This window comes from Halomonas sp. A29, assembly GCF_046723295.1.
Classification (GTDB): domain Bacteria; phylum Pseudomonadota; class Gammaproteobacteria; order Pseudomonadales; family Halomonadaceae; genus Halomonas.
On the sequence record NZ_JAXQPR010000001.1, the window covers coordinates 15,760 to 29,884 of the forward strand.

17 protein-coding genes are annotated in these 14,125 nt (G+C 65.7%); 6 read left to right on the forward strand and 11 right to left on the reverse strand.

Annotated elements, in window-relative coordinates:
* Positions 1 to 37: 37 nt before the first annotated feature.
* Complete coding sequence (gene rpsU / locus SPH52_RS00070) at positions 38 to 253, reverse strand: 30S ribosomal protein S21 (protein ID WP_010629611.1); 216 nt, start codon at positions 251 to 253, stop codon at positions 38 to 40.
* Positions 254 to 444: 191 nt separating this feature from the next.
* Between rpsU and tsaD the strand changes: the two genes are divergently transcribed.
* On the forward strand, positions 445 to 1,476 hold the full coding sequence (gene tsaD / locus SPH52_RS00075; RefSeq protein ID WP_411792961.1) for a tRNA (adenosine(37)-N6)-threonylcarbamoyltransferase complex transferase subunit TsaD: 1,032 nt from the start codon (positions 445 to 447) through the stop codon (positions 1,474 to 1,476).
* Between the two features lie 18 nt (positions 1,477 to 1,494).
* Here the strand turns inward: tsaD and plsY are convergent, their stop codons facing one another.
* Positions 1,495 to 2,103 (reverse strand): glycerol-3-phosphate 1-O-acyltransferase PlsY, encoded by a 609-nt coding sequence (plsY, locus tag SPH52_RS00080; protein WP_411792962.1) that lies wholly within the window; start codon positions 2,101 to 2,103, stop codon positions 1,495 to 1,497.
* Between the two features lie 110 nt (positions 2,104 to 2,213).
* On the opposite strand from plsY, the gene folB reads away from it, so the two are divergent.
* The gene (gene folB, locus SPH52_RS00085; RefSeq protein WP_411792963.1) at positions 2,214 to 2,582 is read left to right on the forward strand and encodes a dihydroneopterin aldolase; all 369 of its coding nucleotides are present in this window, start codon (positions 2,214 to 2,216) and stop codon (positions 2,580 to 2,582) included.
* Positions 2,579 to 3,088 (forward strand): 2-amino-4-hydroxy-6-hydroxymethyldihydropteridine diphosphokinase, encoded by a 510-nt coding sequence (folK, locus tag SPH52_RS00090; RefSeq protein ID WP_411792964.1) that lies wholly within the window; start codon positions 2,579 to 2,581, stop codon positions 3,086 to 3,088. The genes folB and folK overlap by 4 nt, the downstream gene beginning before the upstream one ends.
* Positions 3,089 to 3,123: 35 nt before the next feature.
* Here folK and SPH52_RS00095 read toward each other — a convergent pair whose 3' ends face one another.
* The 8 genes from SPH52_RS00095 to SPH52_RS00130 form a co-directional block, all read right to left on the reverse strand.
* Positions 3,124 to 4,263, reverse strand: coding sequence for a polynucleotide adenylyltransferase (locus tag SPH52_RS00095; protein WP_411792965.1), 1,140 nt, complete (start codon positions 4,261 to 4,263; stop codon positions 3,124 to 3,126).
* Positions 4,260 to 4,598, reverse strand: a complete 339-nt coding sequence (gene glpE / locus SPH52_RS00100; RefSeq protein ID WP_411792966.1) for a thiosulfate sulfurtransferase GlpE — start codon at positions 4,596 to 4,598, stop codon at positions 4,260 to 4,262. The genes SPH52_RS00095 and glpE overlap by 4 nt, the downstream gene beginning before the upstream one ends.
* A gap of 25 nt (positions 4,599 to 4,623) precedes the next feature.
* Positions 4,624 to 5,451 carry a symmetrical bis(5'-nucleosyl)-tetraphosphatase gene (locus tag SPH52_RS00105; protein WP_411792967.1) on the reverse strand — a complete coding sequence of 276 codons (828 nt, stop codon included), beginning with the start codon at positions 5,449 to 5,451 and terminating at the stop codon, positions 4,624 to 4,626.
* Between the two features lie 66 nt (positions 5,452 to 5,517).
* The gene (gene apaG, locus SPH52_RS00110) at positions 5,518 to 5,916 is read right to left on the reverse strand and encodes a Co2+/Mg2+ efflux protein ApaG (RefSeq protein ID WP_411792968.1); all 399 of its coding nucleotides are present in this window, start codon (positions 5,914 to 5,916) and stop codon (positions 5,518 to 5,520) included.
* Positions 5,913 to 6,725: a 16S rRNA (adenine(1518)-N(6)/adenine(1519)-N(6))-dimethyltransferase RsmA gene (gene rsmA, locus SPH52_RS00115; protein WP_411792969.1), complete on the reverse strand. Its 813-nt coding sequence runs from the start codon at positions 6,723 to 6,725 to the stop codon at positions 5,913 to 5,915. Before rsmA ends, apaG begins: the two co-directional genes overlap by 4 nt.
* Before the next feature lie 26 nt (positions 6,726 to 6,751).
* A complete protein-coding gene (gene pdxA / locus SPH52_RS00120; RefSeq protein WP_411792970.1) occupies positions 6,752 to 7,789 on the reverse strand; it encodes a 4-hydroxythreonine-4-phosphate dehydrogenase PdxA in 1,038 nt (345 codons plus the stop codon).
* Positions 7,790 to 7,812: 23 nt separating this feature from the next.
* A complete protein-coding gene (locus SPH52_RS00125) occupies positions 7,813 to 8,475 on the reverse strand; it encodes a SurA N-terminal domain-containing protein (RefSeq protein WP_411792971.1) in 663 nt (220 codons plus the stop codon).
* A gap of 48 nt (positions 8,476 to 8,523) precedes the next feature.
* Entirely contained in the window at positions 8,524 to 10,959 is a 2,436-nt protein-coding gene (locus SPH52_RS00130) for an LPS-assembly protein LptD (RefSeq protein WP_411792972.1), read from the reverse strand.
* A 137-nt stretch (positions 10,960 to 11,096) separates the two neighbouring features.
* Here SPH52_RS00130 and SPH52_RS00135 point away from each other — a divergent pair, with 137 nt between their 5' ends.
* From SPH52_RS00135 to SPH52_RS00145, 3 genes are all read left to right on the forward strand, one after another.
* Positions 11,097 to 12,146, forward strand: a complete 1,050-nt coding sequence (locus SPH52_RS00135; protein ID WP_411792973.1) for an aminoglycoside phosphotransferase family protein — start codon at positions 11,097 to 11,099, stop codon at positions 12,144 to 12,146.
* Positions 12,143 to 12,817 (forward strand): N-acetylmuramate alpha-1-phosphate uridylyltransferase MurU, encoded by a 675-nt coding sequence (murU, locus tag SPH52_RS00140; protein WP_411792974.1) that lies wholly within the window; start codon positions 12,143 to 12,145, stop codon positions 12,815 to 12,817. Before SPH52_RS00135 ends, murU begins: the two co-directional genes overlap by 4 nt.
* 61 nt (positions 12,818 to 12,878) lie before the next feature.
* On the forward strand, positions 12,879 to 13,298 hold the full coding sequence (locus SPH52_RS00145) for an OsmC family protein (RefSeq protein WP_411792975.1): 420 nt from the start codon (positions 12,879 to 12,881) through the stop codon (positions 13,296 to 13,298).
* A gap of 143 nt (positions 13,299 to 13,441) precedes the next feature.
* On the opposite strand, the gene coq7 is transcribed toward SPH52_RS00145, so the two are convergent.
* Positions 13,442 to 14,086, reverse strand: a complete 645-nt coding sequence (gene coq7, locus SPH52_RS00150) for a 2-polyprenyl-3-methyl-6-methoxy-1,4-benzoquinone monooxygenase (protein ID WP_411792976.1) — start codon at positions 14,084 to 14,086, stop codon at positions 13,442 to 13,444.
* Positions 14,087 to 14,125 lie beyond the last annotated feature (39 nt).

The window sequence follows — 14,125 nt, forward strand, 5'->3', positions numbered from 1 at the left end:
ACCGATGCCCAAGGCGTCGGCACCCCGTTAGTACGGATCAATAGAGCCGTTCGAAACGCTTGCGCTCACGCTGGAGCTTCTTGGCGTGACGCTTCACCGCGGCGGCTGCCTTGCGCTTGCGCTCTGCAGTCGGCTTCTCGTAATGCTCGCGACGACGCACTTCGGAGAGGATGCCGGCTTTTTCACAGGAACGCTTGAAGCGACGCAGCGCGACGTCAAACGGCTCGTTATCACGTACTTTGACAGAAGGCATTAAGCACTCACCTACCTTAGAATCTTGAGTTCGGTTTGAACGCATACCCTAGTCTGGGCACACGACCCAATTGTACAGCGCACAGTAGTTTAGTCGGCGACACCAAGCATTGCAAATTCCGCGTGCCAGAAGCGGGATGGCAACGCCCCGATTTGCTAGAATGCCGGCTTTCACTCTTCACGAGCCTGCCCATGCGAGTCCTTGGCATCGAGACCTCCTGCGACGAGACCGGCGTCGCAATCTACGACACCGACCGCGGCCTGCTGTCCGACGCCCTCTACAGCCAGGTCGCCATGCATGCCGAATATGGTGGCGTGGTGCCGGAGCTCGCCTCGCGCGACCACACCCGGCGCCTGCTGCCACTGATCCAGCAGGTACTCGACGAGGCCGGCATGACCCGCCACGAGCTGGATGGCATCGCCTACACCGCCGGGCCGGGACTAGTCGGCGCGTTGATGGTCGGCGCCAGCACCGCCCATGGCATGGCACGCGCCCTAGCCATCCCGGTGCTCGGCGTGCATCACATGGAAGGTCATCTCATGGCTCCCATGCTGGAGGAGTCTCCGCCCACCTTTCCCTTCGTGGCACTGCTGGTTTCCGGCGGTCATACCCAGCTGGTGGAAGTCCAGGGGCTTGGCCGGTATCGCCTGCTAGGAGAATCGGTCGACGATGCCGCCGGTGAAGCCTTCGACAAGGCCGCCAAGATGCTTGGCTTGAGCTATCCCGGCGGCCCCCAGGTTGCCCGGCTGGCCGAGAGCGGCAATCCAGGGCGTTTTCGCTTCCCACGCCCGATGACCGACCGACCCGGCCTCGACTTCAGCTTCTCCGGGCTCAAGACGCATACCCTGACCACCCTTCGCCAACTGGAACGGAACAGCGAGCTCGACGAGCAGGCGCGCGCAGACGTGGCTCGGGCCTTCGAGGAGGCCGTGGTCGATACCTTGGTGATCAAGTGCCGCCGGGCGCTGGATGACACCGGGCTGAAACGCCTGGTGATGGCCGGCGGGGTCAGTGCTAATCTGCGCCTGCGCGAGCGCCTCGAGCGCGAGGCAGAGAAGCGTAGCGCGCAGGTCTACTACCCCCGCGGCAGGTTCTGCACCGACAACGGCGCCATGATCGCCTTCGCCGGTGCACAGCGACTGCTGGCCGGAGAGCGCGACGTGATCGGCAGTATGAAAGCGGTACCACGCTGGCCGATGGCAACCTTGGAAGCCCCCGCCTGAGCCAGATTCACCCGGAACTCAAAGCGTGTGCTCATCGCCTACCTTGAGGCGCCGAATATTGAGCAGATGGCGCAACAGCACCAGCCCGGTGAAGGCCATCACCACCAGCACGTAGTCCGGGGCCAACCACACACTGGCCAACGGAGCGACCCCGGCGCTGGCCAGCGACGCCACGGCCGCGGTGCGCACCCGCCAGGCCAGCAACACCCATAGCACGGCACAGCACAGCGCGACCCAGGGCGTCAGCACCAGCAGTACGCCAAAGGCACTGGCCACCGCCTTGCCGCCACGGAAGCGATGCCAGGGCGGATAGCTGTGCCCCAGCAGCACGGCCAGCCCCACTGCGCCCTGAGCCCATGGCGCCATGCCAAGCGCCATGGCCAGCCACAACACCGGCATGCCCTTGCAGGCATCGAGCAGCAGGGTCGCCACGGCCAAGCGGTAGCCGTGCAGCCGCAGCACGTTGGAGAAACCGGGATTACCGGAGCCTTCCTGGCGTGGGTCGCCGACGCCCGCCAGACGGCAGACCCACAGCGCACCCAGCCAGGAACCGCTGAGATAGCCCAGCAGCGACAGGCCCAACAGCGGCAACCAAGCTTCGCCCAAACTGCCCTCCACGCTCTCCATGCACCTCAATGGATTCTGCCAGTCCCGGCGCCCCGGGGACAGCGCCGCAAGCCTGTCAATCGCGCGCCTCGCTCAGTACAATCGGGCCTCCTTTTTCTCAGGGGCCGCGCATGGACCGCATACTGATCGAGTCGCTCGAGTTCGAGACGGTGATTGGTGTTTACGACTGGGAGCGCACCATTCGCCAGCGCCTGACGCTTGACTTGGAACTGGCTACCGACATCCGCCCGGCGGCGACTGACGACGACCTGACCAAGACACTCGACTACGCTGCCATCAGCCAGCGCATCGCCCGCTTCGCCGACGAACACGACTTCGCCCTGGTGGAAACCTTCGCCGAACGTCTTGCCCAGTTGCTCATCGACGAGTTCGGCGTGCCATGGTTGCGGCTGACACTGCGTAAGCCAGGCGCCGTACCCGCCGCCGCCGCTGTGGGCGTGCGCATCGAACGCGGCACTCGCCCGGGGAGCGCTCGATGACCCAGGTAAGCGTCAGCATCGGCAGCAACATCGACCGCGAACGCCACATTCGGGCGTGCCTGGATGCCCTCGCCGCCGCCTTCGACGACATTGCCGTATCGCGTGTCTATGAAAGCGAACCGGTCGGCTTCGAGGATGGCCGCAACTTCTTCAATCTGGTGGCGGTATTTCACAGCGACTGGTCGGTCGGGGAGCTTCAGGCCTGGTGCAAGCGCATCGAGCGCGAACACGGCCGACGTCCGGGCACGCCCAAGTTCAGCCCGCGAACGCTGGACATCGACCTGCTGACGGTGGGCGACCTGGTCGGCGAGCACGACGGCGTCATGCTGCCGCGCGACGAGATCCTTCACCACGCCTTCGTGCTGCTACCGCTCTCAGAACTACTGCCGGATACACCGCATCCAGAGGTCGGGCGGACCTACGCCAAGCTATGGTCGGAATTCAAGCCTGGCGAGCAACGCCTGTGGCCGGTCGAGCTCGACTGGCAGCGCAGTACGTCGAGCTAGGCCCAGGCGACCGGGGCAGCATGGATTCAGCAGGCCTACGGTTGCACCAGCTCCCTCTCGAGTATGGCCCGACGACGACGGGCCAGCTCCGCGCCCAATTCACCGCCATGAAAACCTTCCGCCACCAGGGCTTTCGCCTCGAGTCGCGATACCGCCTGCCAGGCTCGTGTGAGCGTCGCGGCGAGTGCCGGGGCATCCAGTGCCAGCAGCGCGAGCAAGGGTTCCACGCGCTCGCTGCGCCGCCAGGCATCGATACCGTCCAGCCAGTCCTTGACGTCATTCGCACCATGCGACGCCTGCTGACGCAGCTGACGGGTCAGCGCCGCCTGGCGCCCCAGGTCGCGATAGATTCGCGGCAGGCGCAGGCGTTCGGCCAGCCCCGCCTGCCGGTCCTCTTCGAGATGCTCCACCAAGCGCGCCCAGCGCCAGCGGGGGCGTTCTTCGTCGGGCATGCCATCGGGCAGGCTATCGAGCCTTGCCAATGCGGATTCCAACGCCGGACCATCCGCACTGAGCTCCGGCATCAGCACCGGCAGCGCCCCGCAGTCCAGCAAGGTGCGGAAGTAGACCGCCGGCTCGGGCTCGCCCAGCGCCTTCTCGGTCTCGGTCCAGACCCGCTCGGCCACCAGGTGAGAAAGCTCACCGCTCTCGGCCAGCTCGCGCATCAGCGAGCGGGTCTCCCCGGCGATGTCGAAGCCGAGCCCGGCATAACGCGCCAGGAAGCGCGCGGTCCGCAGCACGCGCAGCGGGTCCTCGACGAAGGCCGGCGAGACATGGCGCAGCAACTTGTCATGGAGATCCCGCTGACCGCCATAGGGGTCGACCAGCTTGCCCTCCGGGGTCTCGGCCATGGCGTTGATGGTCAAGTCACGGCGGGCCAGATCCTCCTCCAGCGTCACGTCGGGGCTGGCGTGCACCTCGAAGCCGGTGTAGCCATGGCCGGACTTGCGCTCAGTGCGAGCCAGAGCGTACTCCTCGTGAGTTGCGGGGTGCAGGAAGACCGGGAAGTCGCGCCCCACCGGACGGAAGCCGCGGCGCTGCATCTCTTTCGGTGTCGCCCCCACCACCACCCAGTCGGTATCGACGGTGGGCCAGCCAAGCCGAGCGTCGCGCACCGCCCCACCCACGCGGTAGACCGCGAGGCCTTCGAGGCAGCGGTCCCGCACTCCACTCATGGGCGACCACGCTCCACTCTTTCAGGCAGGCGGTACTCCCATTCGGTGAAGCCGCCATCGAGGCTGTAGACCTCGGCGAAGCCCTGCCCTGCCAGCCAGGCCGCGGCTTGCTGGCTGGAGTGGCCGTGGTAGCACACCACCACGAGCGGCTGCTCGCGCGGCGCGGCCTCGAGCAGCGCCGGCACGCTGTCGTTATCGAGATGACGACTACCAGGGATGTGTCCGGCACCGAAGCTCCCGGAGTCACGAATATCGACCAGCGTCAGCGCTGTCTCGGCGTCGAGCCAGGCCGTTAGCGTATCGATCGTCAGGTGTTGGAATGGGGGGGTCGGCATGAGGCCTCCCAAGTAGCAGGTATGATCAGCGGCGCTGGCGACTGGGCACGCCGATGCGCTCGCCGGTGGCGAAGTTTAACGCAATGAGGCTACCGCCCCATACGCAGCCGGTATCCAGCGCCTCGACGCGCACCCGCGCACCCTCGGCATGCCCCTCCAGGGCCGCCCAGTGGCCGAACAGCAGGCGCACGTCGTCAGGGCGAGGATAACGGAACCAGGGAGCGAAACCGGCAGGAGCGCTGTCGAGCCCCTCCTTGGCACTGAAGTCGAGGCAGCCGTCGGCATTGATGAAGCGCATCCGCGTCAGCACGTTGACGATGGCCCGCAGGCGATCGATGCCGTCGAGCGACGCCTGCCAGCAGGCCGGCTCGTTGCCGTACATTCGCTCGAGAAAGTCGCCGCTGCGCTCGCTGCCGAGCCTCTCCTCGACCTCGCTGGAAAGTCCGGCCGCCTCTGGCAACGACCACTGCGGCAGCAGTCCGGCATGGGTCATCACGGTATCACCCTGTCCGTCGAAGGTCTCGCGCACCAGCAGCGGCCGCGACTGCAGCCAGTCGAGTAGCGCCTCGCGGTCGGGGGCGGCCAGGATGTCATCGAGGGTATCCTTGCGGTTGAGCCGTGCTCCACCGCGTGCCACTGCAAGCAGGTGCAGGTCGTGATTGCCGAGCACGGTCAGCGCGGCATCGCCCAGCGCACGCACCTCACGCAGGCAGGCGAGCGACTCGGGGCCACGATTGACCAGGTCGCCGGCCAGCCACAGGCGGTCGCAGTCGGGATCGAAGTCGATTCGCTCAAGCAGCTCGACGAACTCGGCGTGGCAGCCCTGCAAGTCTCCGATGGCGTAGGCGGTCATGGGCACTTTCCTTGCAGCTTGGTGTGGAAACCCAGGCAACCCGCAGGCCACCCCGGACCGATGCGGTCAGTGTACCTGGTTGGGGCCGGCCAGGCGGAAGGGGGCGATGGTGACTTCGAAGGGTCGCTGGCTGGCCGTATCGACGCACGTGTATGCCCCTTCCATCACGCCCACCGGGCCATCGAGAATCGCCCGGCTGGTATAGCGGAACGTCTGCCCCGGGCCGATCATCGGCTGCTGCCCCACCACACCCTTGCCGCGAACCTCCTGCACCTTGCCGCTGCCTTGGGTAATGCGCCAGTGCCGCGCCAGCAGTTGCACGCTGCGCTTGGAGTGGTTGTGAATCGTCACGGTATAGCTGAACACGTAGCGCGACTCGTCGCGTGAGGACTCGTCGTCGCGAAAGGCGGGCTCCACGTCGACCAGCACTTCCCGTTCCAGTGGCATGTCCGGCGTCTGGGTCATGACGTCGCCTCCGTAGCGGCCAGGTAGTTGGCGATGCGAACAAACTCCTCGACGGTAAGGGTCTGGGGCCGCCGCGCGGGGTCGATACCGAGTTCCGCCATGGCCTCGCCCTCGATCAGTCCCTTGAGGTTATTACGCAGGGTCTTGCGTCGCTGGCCAAAGGCCTGGCGCACGACATTGAACAGCAGCGCCTCGTCCTTGGCAGGCCATGGCAGCTCGACGAAAGGCGTCAGCCGCACGATGGCCGAGTCCACCTTGGGACGCGGCACGAACGCCTCCGGCGGCACCGTGAAAAGGTCGTCGACGCGACAGCGGTACTGCGCCATCACCGAGAGCCGCCCCCAGTCGGCACCGCCCGGTTCGGCAGCCAGGCGCTCCACTACTTCCTTCTGCAGCATGAAGTGCATGTCGGCAATGGCATCGCCAGCTTCTAGCAGGTGGCTGATCAGCGGCGTCGAGATGTTATAGGGCAGATTGCCTACCACCCGCAGCGGCTCGCTCTCGCCGCGCAGGGCGCGGAAGTCGAACTTCAGCGCATCGCCCTCATGCACGACGAAGTCAGGATAGTTGAAGAACTGCACGCGCAGGCCCGGGATCAGGTCACGATCCAGCTCGATCACTTCAAGCCGGCCACCTGCCGCTGCTATCAGCGGCTCGGTCAAGGCACCCTGGCCCGGGCCGATCTCCACCAGCCGATCGTCGGGGCGCGGCGCAATGGCGCGCACGATTCGCGAGATGATGCCGGGGTCACGCAGGAAGTTCTGGCCGAAGCGCTTGCGAGCGCGATGGACCGGCGGGCGCGATGCCATTCAATGAATCCTTGTCTGTGCGTTCGTCAGGAAGTTGTCGCGGTCGAGCAGCGGCCTGCCATTTGGGCGGCCAGTGCCACGGCAACCCGCAGGCTGCCTGCATCGGCCAGGCCACGGCCGGCCAGGTCCAGCGCCGTGCCATGGTCCACCGAGGTGCGCACTATCGGCAGCCCCAAGGTGACGTTGGCAGCACGACCGAAGCCGGCATACTTGAGTACCGGCAGGCCCTGGTCATGATACATCGCCAGCACGGCATCGACGCCGGCCAGGTGACGTGGCGTGAACAGGGTATCGGCCGGCAGCGGTCCGTCAAGGGCGAAGCCTTCGTCGCGCAGGCGTTCGAGGCAAGGCTCGATCACCTCGATCTCCTCACACCCCAAGTGCCCACCCTCCCCTGCGTGAGGATTGAGTCCACATACGGCGATGCGCGGTGCGGCAACGCCGAACCAGCGCACCAGGTCGGCGTGCAGGATACGCAGGATACTCTCGAGGCCTGGTCCGGTAATGGCCCCTGCCACCTCACTCAGCGGCAGGTGGGTGGTGGCCAGGGCCACCCGCAGCGCCGTAGCGCCCTGCCAACCGGGCTGCGCTGCATGCAGGGCGCTGTCGGTGGCCAGCATCATCACTACCTCGTCGACGCCGCAGGCATCACGCAGGTACTCGGTGTGGCCGCGAAAGCCGGCATGGCCGGCATCGAGGATCACGCCCTTGTGCAGTGGGGCCGTGACCATGGCATCGGCATGCCCTTGGCGACACGCTTCGATCGCCACGTCGAGGGTCTCGAGTACATAGCCGGCGTTGGCCACCGCAAGTCGCCCCGGCTGGCAAGGTGCACGCAGTGCCACCGACCATACCGGCAGTACGCCGGGCCGTGCAGCCGGCACCGGTTCGCCCGGTGAAAGTTCGAGCAGGCCGACATCGAGGCCAAGCAGCGCGGCCCGTGCGGCCAGCAGCCTAGGATCGCCTATCGCCACGACTCGCCCTGGCGGAGGCTCCTCCAGCGCCAGTTGCAAGGTCAGTTCGGGACCGATACCGGCAGGCTCGCCGGTGGTCACGGCCAGCACGGGGCCAGAACTCGCCACTGTGCTCAACGCCCGTTGGCGAGCCGGTTGTCGACGAATGCCTCGGCGCGGATCTCCTGCAGCCAGGCGTCGAGCGCCTCGTTGGCCTTGCGCTGGAACACCATCTGGCGCGCCTGGTCTTGGCTCACGTTGCCGCCCTGCTGCTCGATGAAACGCTCGACCTCACGATTGCTGACGTTGACCCGGCCGCCGACCTGTCGCTGGTGCAGTTCGCGCATCAGCATCTCGCGACGGATCTCCTCGCGTACCGACGCCATGGTGAGGCCGTCCGCCTCCAGTGCATCGGCAAACTGATCGAGGGACATGCCGTTTCTTTCGGCGATTTCGCGAATCTGGCGATTGAGAGCGGTGTCATCGATGCTGAGCCCGGCGTCCGCCGCCATCTGCAGTTGGATCTCCTCGAGAATGATCTGCTCCAGCATGTGTTCACGCAGCATCGCCTCGGGCGGCACCCCCTGCCCTTGGGCAGCAAGCTGGCTGCGCGCCTGATCCATACGCTCCTCGAGCTGGCTCTGCATGATGGCCTGCTGGTTCACCACGGCCACGATTCGATCCAGTGATTGCCGCTGCACCGGCCGGAAGTCCTGGGCCATGGCTGTCAGCGGCAAGGCGCCGAGGCACAGGGCCATGCCCAGGGCACCCAGGGTGGCAATTGGCGAAATCCGCATGGTTCTCTTTCCTCTCATATGTCTCACTTGTAAGGCGTCCCGCAGCGGTCAGAAAGCCGCTGCACGGTAGCCTGGAATGGCCCGCTCGAAGTAGTCACCGGCATCGCCGCCGACGCCGCCCAGTCCCTTGAACACGAAGCGCAGGAACAGGCCACGCTCGTTGAAATCATCGTTAATGGTATTGGCGGTGTCGTTGTCGTTGACCCACTCACGCCAGACCAGTTGCAGTCCATAACAGCAGTCGTTCCACTGCACACCGGCCACCTGATCCAGGCTACGACGATTGGTATGGTCGTACAGGTAGAGGCCGATCAGATCAATCCTGGGGTTGACCTTGTAGGCAAAGGAGAGCTCGTACTCCTCGCGATCATAACCCAGGCGGTCCTCGTCTTCTCCCGAAGGGTCGAACCCTTCGAGTTGCCAACGATAGGCAAGGTTCAACACGTGACCACGAGGATCGCGATAGGCGACACCCACACTGCTTCTCTCGGTACGGCTGCGCTGGTCGTCATAGAGCAATTCATAGTGCGTGCTCCAGCGATCGTCGATACGCCAGTCGAGCCGCGTCACCACCGGTGAACGATCCCGGGTCGCCTGGTAAAGACGCTCCCCATCGTCGGCATCCGGTGAAGGCAGGGTGTCGGGATCGCCCGCCATGTCGATGTTACGGTCTTCGAAGTAGACCGACTGGCCCATGCCAAGCATGAAGCGCTCGCGGCCGCTGGCATCCTCCAGGAAGCGAGTGCTGGCGCCGTAGGAGAGGCGGTTGAGGTCGCCGACACGATCGGACCCCGAAAAACGGTGTGGCGACCAGAGCTGGTTCCAGGAGAAGGCACGCTCGTCGCTGTCGAAATCGGGGAATTCACGCTGATCGCGGGCCGGTACGTAGGCGTAGTTGAGCCGAGGCTCCAGGGTTTGACGATAGTCGCGCCCGCCGAGTTCCAGCTCGCGCTCGAAGATCAGGCCGCCATCGATCGAAGAGACCGGGACCGCACGTTGCAGCGAGGTGTCGCGATCCGTCACCCGCTCACCGTAGTCGAGGTCGTAAGCGGTGTAGAGCCATTCCACACGGGGTTCGAGGTGGCCCCAGGTCTCGTCGAAGCGCCAGCCGGTGGCTGGCGAGAGATGCAAACGTGTGCCGACGGCCGCTTCACGCAGCGGAACCCGGTTGCGGTCCACGTCGCGCCAGAAATAGGTGACGTTGGAGCGCCACTGCTGATACAGCCCCCCGGGCTGGCTCCAGCGCGCATTGGCGGTCAGGCTGGGCAGGCGATAGAAGGGCTTCTTGCGATCCTGCAGCGGATCGTCCAGACGCTGGTAGCCCTGGGCGCGCGCATCGAGATTCCACACATCGCCGCGGTAGTTGAGCTGGGCCAGGCGCGGCATGTTGTTGGGGTCGTCGCCGAAGGGGCTGCCGAAATCGTCGAAGTAGCGCCCGTCGCTGGCCGCACCGTAACGCAGATTGTAGCTGGTACGCGAATCGAAGCGTCCCCTGTGGCTGTAGTCGACATACCAGCGATCCTCGCCCTCGTAGCGCCGCGAGGGGTCGTTGGGGTTGTCGTTGGAACCACCGCCGTCACTGGTAATGTAGGCCCCTTCGAGCTGGCCGGCATCGCTGGGATAGAGGTAGCGGTACTCGCCGCCAAGCAGCAGGCCGCGGTCGCTGATCCAGCGCGGTACGATGGTGGCATCGTGATTGGGCGCGATGTTCCAGTAGAACGGATGGGCGTAGTCCAGCGCACCACCCGACAGCCCCAGCTCGGGCCACAGGAAGCCGGTATGGCGCCGGTCGTCGATGGGGAAACGCACCCAGGGCCAGTAGAACACCGGTACCCGCCCCACCTCCAGGCGTGCGTGACGCGCAGTACCAAAACCGCTTTCACGATCCAGTACCAGATCACCGGTAACCAGCTGCCACAGATTGCTGCCGGGATCGCAGGTGGTGAAACTCGCCGAGGTGAGCCGGAAACGGCCATCCTCGAGTCGCTCCATCTGCATCGCGTCGCCACGCAAACGCTGGTCGTGTACCACGAAATGCGCCGCATCGACGCTGGCGGCATCGCTGACCAGCGAAACCTCCCCGGCCTCGCCGCGCACCAGCAGATTGAGATCGCGCAGGGCAAGCGGCCCCTCGGCATAGGCTCGCTCACGCTCCGGCGGCACGCTCACCCGCGGCGACTCGAGCTGGCTATCGCCGCGCCGCAGGATCACCTCGCCGCCGAGAATGGTCTCACCATCTTCACCGTAATAGGCACTGTCGGACTCGGAGCGGACCTGATCGGGCACCTGGGTGGCAGGCAGGCGATAGGCGGGCATCACATAGACGCCACGGCACAGCGCCTCGGCGGGGCGATCTTCGCCCCAGGGGTGCCAGTCGAGCTGCCATGCCGGCAACGGCTCGAGCGCCAGCGCCTGTGGCACGCCAAGCGCCAGGCCGGATGTGAACAGCCCGGCCAACGCCGTTCCTGCATGTCGCTTGCCCATGTTCCCTCGATGTTCTTGGCGAAGAGAATCGGTATTATACAGACCGCACACAGCCTGTCGTATGCGCCTGATCGCTCAGCATGCGGCGGCGCCCCACGAGCGTCAACCGGCACCGTCCGGCACGACAAGGAGCCCGCATGAACCCGGACGATACCTCGACGCGATTCGAAGCCTTGCGCCGCTGGGCGGCCGTGCAACATCGGCTGCCTGCCGCAACGCTGAACTTGCGCCTGGCCGCAGGCGATGCCAGCTTCCGCCGCTACTTCCGCCTGCACCTGCCCGACGGCCGCTCGCGCATGCTGATGGATGCCCCGCCCGCTCAGGAAGACAGCCGGCCGTTCGTCGAGATCGCCCGGCGCTGGCGAGCCGGCGGCCTGCCGGTACCGGCACTGCATGCGGTGGACCTCGAAGCGGGCTTCCTCGAACTCGACGATCTAGGCGACACGCCGCTGCAGAGCCTCTTCGCCGGAGTCGATCATGCCGACACCCTGGCCTGGCACGAGAGCGCCATGGCATTGATCCATGAGCTGCAGAACCGCGCCGGCCCTCAAGCCCTGCCGGTCTATGATGCCGCCCTGCTCGGCCGCGAGCTGGATCTCTTTCCCGAATGGTGCCTCGGCGAGTGGCTCGGTGAGACCGCTCTGCCCCCCGGCTGGAACGAACTGCGTGAGGCGCTGATCGAGTCCGCTCTGACCCAGCCGGTGGTCACGGTACACCGCGATTTCGATGCCATGAACCTGATGGTGCACGACGAACGACTCTACCTGATCGATTTCCAGGACGCCGTGGCCGGCCCTATCAGCTACGACCTGATCTCGCTGCTGCGCGGACGCTACTGCCGCTTCCCCCCCGCGCGCTTCGCCGCCTGGGTCGAGGCGTTCCGGCAGCAGGCGATCAGCGACGGTCGCCTGCCGAGCTCCACTGCCAGCGAGACCTTTCATCGCCAGGTCCAGGCCATGGCCGCCCAGCGGGCGCTCAAAGTGCTCGGCATCTTCTGCCGCCTGACCCTGCGCGACAGCCGCGATGGCTATCTCGAACGCCTGCCGCACTTCCTCGCCCATCTCGAGGAGAGCCTCGTCTCACTGCCTGAGCATGCCGCCTTCCAGCACTGGCTCGTGGACAGCTTCCGCCCCGCTCTGGCGCGACGTCTGCCCAGCGGAATCGCCCCCGCCCCGGAGTCGCCATGAGAGCCATGATCCTCGCCGCCGGTCTCGGTAAGCGTATGCGGCCATTGACCGATCACTGTCCCAAGCCTCTGCTGCCGGTGGCTGGCAAGCCTCTGATAGCGCATCACCTGGAGCGGCTGGCGGCGGCCGGGATTCATGACGTGGTGATCAACGTCAGCTACCGTGCCGAGCAGATCATTACGGCGCTGGGCGATGGCAGCAAGCATGGCGTCAACATCGCCTGGAGCCGGGAAACACACCCGCTGGAGACCGGCGGCGGTATTCTCCAGGCGCTGCCGCTGCTGGGCGATTCGCCTTTCCTGCTGGTCAATGGCGACGTCTGGAGCGATTTCGATCCGGCTACCCTGACATCGCTCGATGCCGGCGACCTGGCCCATCTGGTACTGGTCGACAACCCCCTGCACCACCCCGCAGGAGACTTCCGTCTCGACGACACCGGCCGGGTACACGCCCAAGGCGAACCGCGCCTGACCTTCGCCGGGCTCAGCCTGCTCGACCCGGCACTGGTGGCCGAGCAATCACCGGGAGAGTTTCCCCTGGCCCCGCTGCTGCGTGCGGCGATGCACGCCGGCCGCATCGGCGGCACCCATCATCGCGGGCGCTGGGTCGACGTGGGTACCCCCGAGCGCCTGGTCGAGCTGGAGCGGGAGCTGGCCGGGCAGCAGGGCTGAGCCGAGCGCCGCACAGTGGTAAGCTCTCCGACATGAACGTATCGACAAGGAAACCTTGCTCATGAAAGCCAGCGTCAAGTGGACCGATGGCCGTCAGTTCGTCGCCGAATCGGGTAGTGGTCACAGCGTGGTGATCGATGGTCCACCCGACCACGGCGGACGCAATACCGGCCCGCGCCCGATGGAGATGCTGCTCATGGGAATGGGCGCCTGCACCTCCTTCGATGTGCTGGAGATCCTCGAGAAATCCCGTGCCGGTGTGACCGACTGCGTGGCCAGCATCGAGGCCGAGCGCGCCGACACGGTGCCGTCGGTGTTCACCAGGATCCACATACACTTCACCGTCAGCGGGCGCAATCTCAAGGAGAGCCAGGTCAAGCGCGCGGTGGAACTCTCCGCCGAGAAGTACTGCAGCGCCTCGATCATGCTGGCCAAAGGCGGCGTCGAAGTCACCCACTCCTACAGCATCGTCGATGATTGATGCGGCAAGGCATTTTCTGAAACCACAAGGCCCGCTCTAGCGGGCCTTTCTGCTTCTGGACGGAGTGACCCCGTCGGTACGGAAAGTCTCTTGGGCTCATTGTGACGCAGCACCGATGGGCCTTCTCTGCCATGACTTCTTGCTCAGAGTCGATAGACGCTCTTGGTCATCACCTTGGACATCAGGCTCATGCCGAATTTGACCGGCGCCGGAAAACGCGCGCCGCCGGCTTCCAGCGCCAACTGGGCGTGGTGTGCCTCGTCGATGGCCATCTGACGCAGCACGGCTCGGGAGCGCCGGTCTCCCGCGGGCAGCTTGACCATGTGCTCTTCCAGATGCTTGCCCACTTGCTCCTCGGTGGCGGCGACGAAACCCAGGCTGATCCGGTCGCCAACGGCCCCGGCCACCGCCCCCAGGCCGAAAGAAGCGGCATAGAACAGCGGGTTGAGCAGGCTGGTGTGGCTGTCGAGCTCCTGTAGCCGGTCGTCACACCAGGCCAGGTGGTCGATCTCCTCCTGGGCGGAGTGCTCCATCTGATCGCGTACTTCGGGCAACTTGGCGGTACAGCCCTGTCCCTGATACAGCGCCTGGGCACATACCTCACCGGTATGATTGACCCGCATCAGCCCCGCGGCATGGCGCCGCTCGTCGGCGGTCATGTCGTCGTCCTGGATTTCTGCAGTCGCCGGCGAAGGGCGCGATGCGACTGCCGCATGCGGCACCAGTGTGCGCAGCACGGTATCGAACTGGTGAATCAGGTTGTCGGCATGGGAATAGTTGCGGTTCATCTCGCTCTTTCCTGTACGAAGCTTTCCGGTACGAAGCCT

What these genes read in the sequence shown, in the direction of transcription:
- rpsU (WP_010629611.1), bottom strand. Translation starts at nt 253, where the DNA reads ATGCCTTCTGTCAAAGTACGTGATAACGAGCCGTTTGACGTCGCGCTG.
- tsaD (WP_411792961.1), top strand. Translation starts at nt 445, where the DNA reads ATGCGAGTCCTTGGCATCGAGACCTCCTGCGACGAGACCGGCGTCGCA.
- plsY (WP_411792962.1), bottom strand. Translation starts at nt 2,103, where the DNA reads ATGGAGAGCGTGGAGGGCAGTTTGGGCGAAGCTTGGTTGCCGCTGTTG.
- folB (WP_411792963.1), top strand. Translation starts at nt 2,214, where the DNA reads ATGGACCGCATACTGATCGAGTCGCTCGAGTTCGAGACGGTGATTGGT.
- folK (WP_411792964.1), top strand. Translation starts at nt 2,579, where the DNA reads ATGACCCAGGTAAGCGTCAGCATCGGCAGCAACATCGACCGCGAACGC.
- SPH52_RS00095 (WP_411792965.1), bottom strand. Translation starts at nt 4,263, where the DNA reads ATGAGTGGAGTGCGGGACCGCTGCCTCGAAGGCCTCGCGGTCTACCGC.
- glpE (WP_411792966.1), bottom strand. Translation starts at nt 4,598, where the DNA reads ATGCCGACCCCCCCATTCCAACACCTGACGATCGATACGCTAACGGCC.
- SPH52_RS00105 (WP_411792967.1), bottom strand. Translation starts at nt 5,451, where the DNA reads ATGACCGCCTACGCCATCGGAGACTTGCAGGGCTGCCACGCCGAGTTC.
- apaG (WP_411792968.1), bottom strand. Translation starts at nt 5,916, where the DNA reads ATGACCCAGACGCCGGACATGCCACTGGAACGGGAAGTGCTGGTCGAC.
- rsmA (WP_411792969.1), bottom strand. Translation starts at nt 6,725, where the DNA reads ATGGCATCGCGCCCGCCGGTCCATCGCGCTCGCAAGCGCTTCGGCCAG.
- SPH52_RS00125 (WP_411792971.1), bottom strand. Translation starts at nt 8,475, where the DNA reads ATGCGGATTTCGCCAATTGCCACCCTGGGTGCCCTGGGCATGGCCCTG.
- SPH52_RS00130 (WP_411792972.1), bottom strand. Translation starts at nt 10,959, where the DNA reads ATGGGCAAGCGACATGCAGGAACGGCGTTGGCCGGGCTGTTCACATCC.
- SPH52_RS00135 (WP_411792973.1), top strand. Translation starts at nt 11,097, where the DNA reads ATGAACCCGGACGATACCTCGACGCGATTCGAAGCCTTGCGCCGCTGG.
- murU (WP_411792974.1), top strand. Translation starts at nt 12,143, where the DNA reads ATGAGAGCCATGATCCTCGCCGCCGGTCTCGGTAAGCGTATGCGGCCA.
- SPH52_RS00145 (WP_411792975.1), top strand. Translation starts at nt 12,879, where the DNA reads ATGAAAGCCAGCGTCAAGTGGACCGATGGCCGTCAGTTCGTCGCCGAA.
- coq7 (WP_411792976.1), bottom strand. Translation starts at nt 14,086, where the DNA reads ATGAACCGCAACTATTCCCATGCCGACAACCTGATTCACCAGTTCGAT.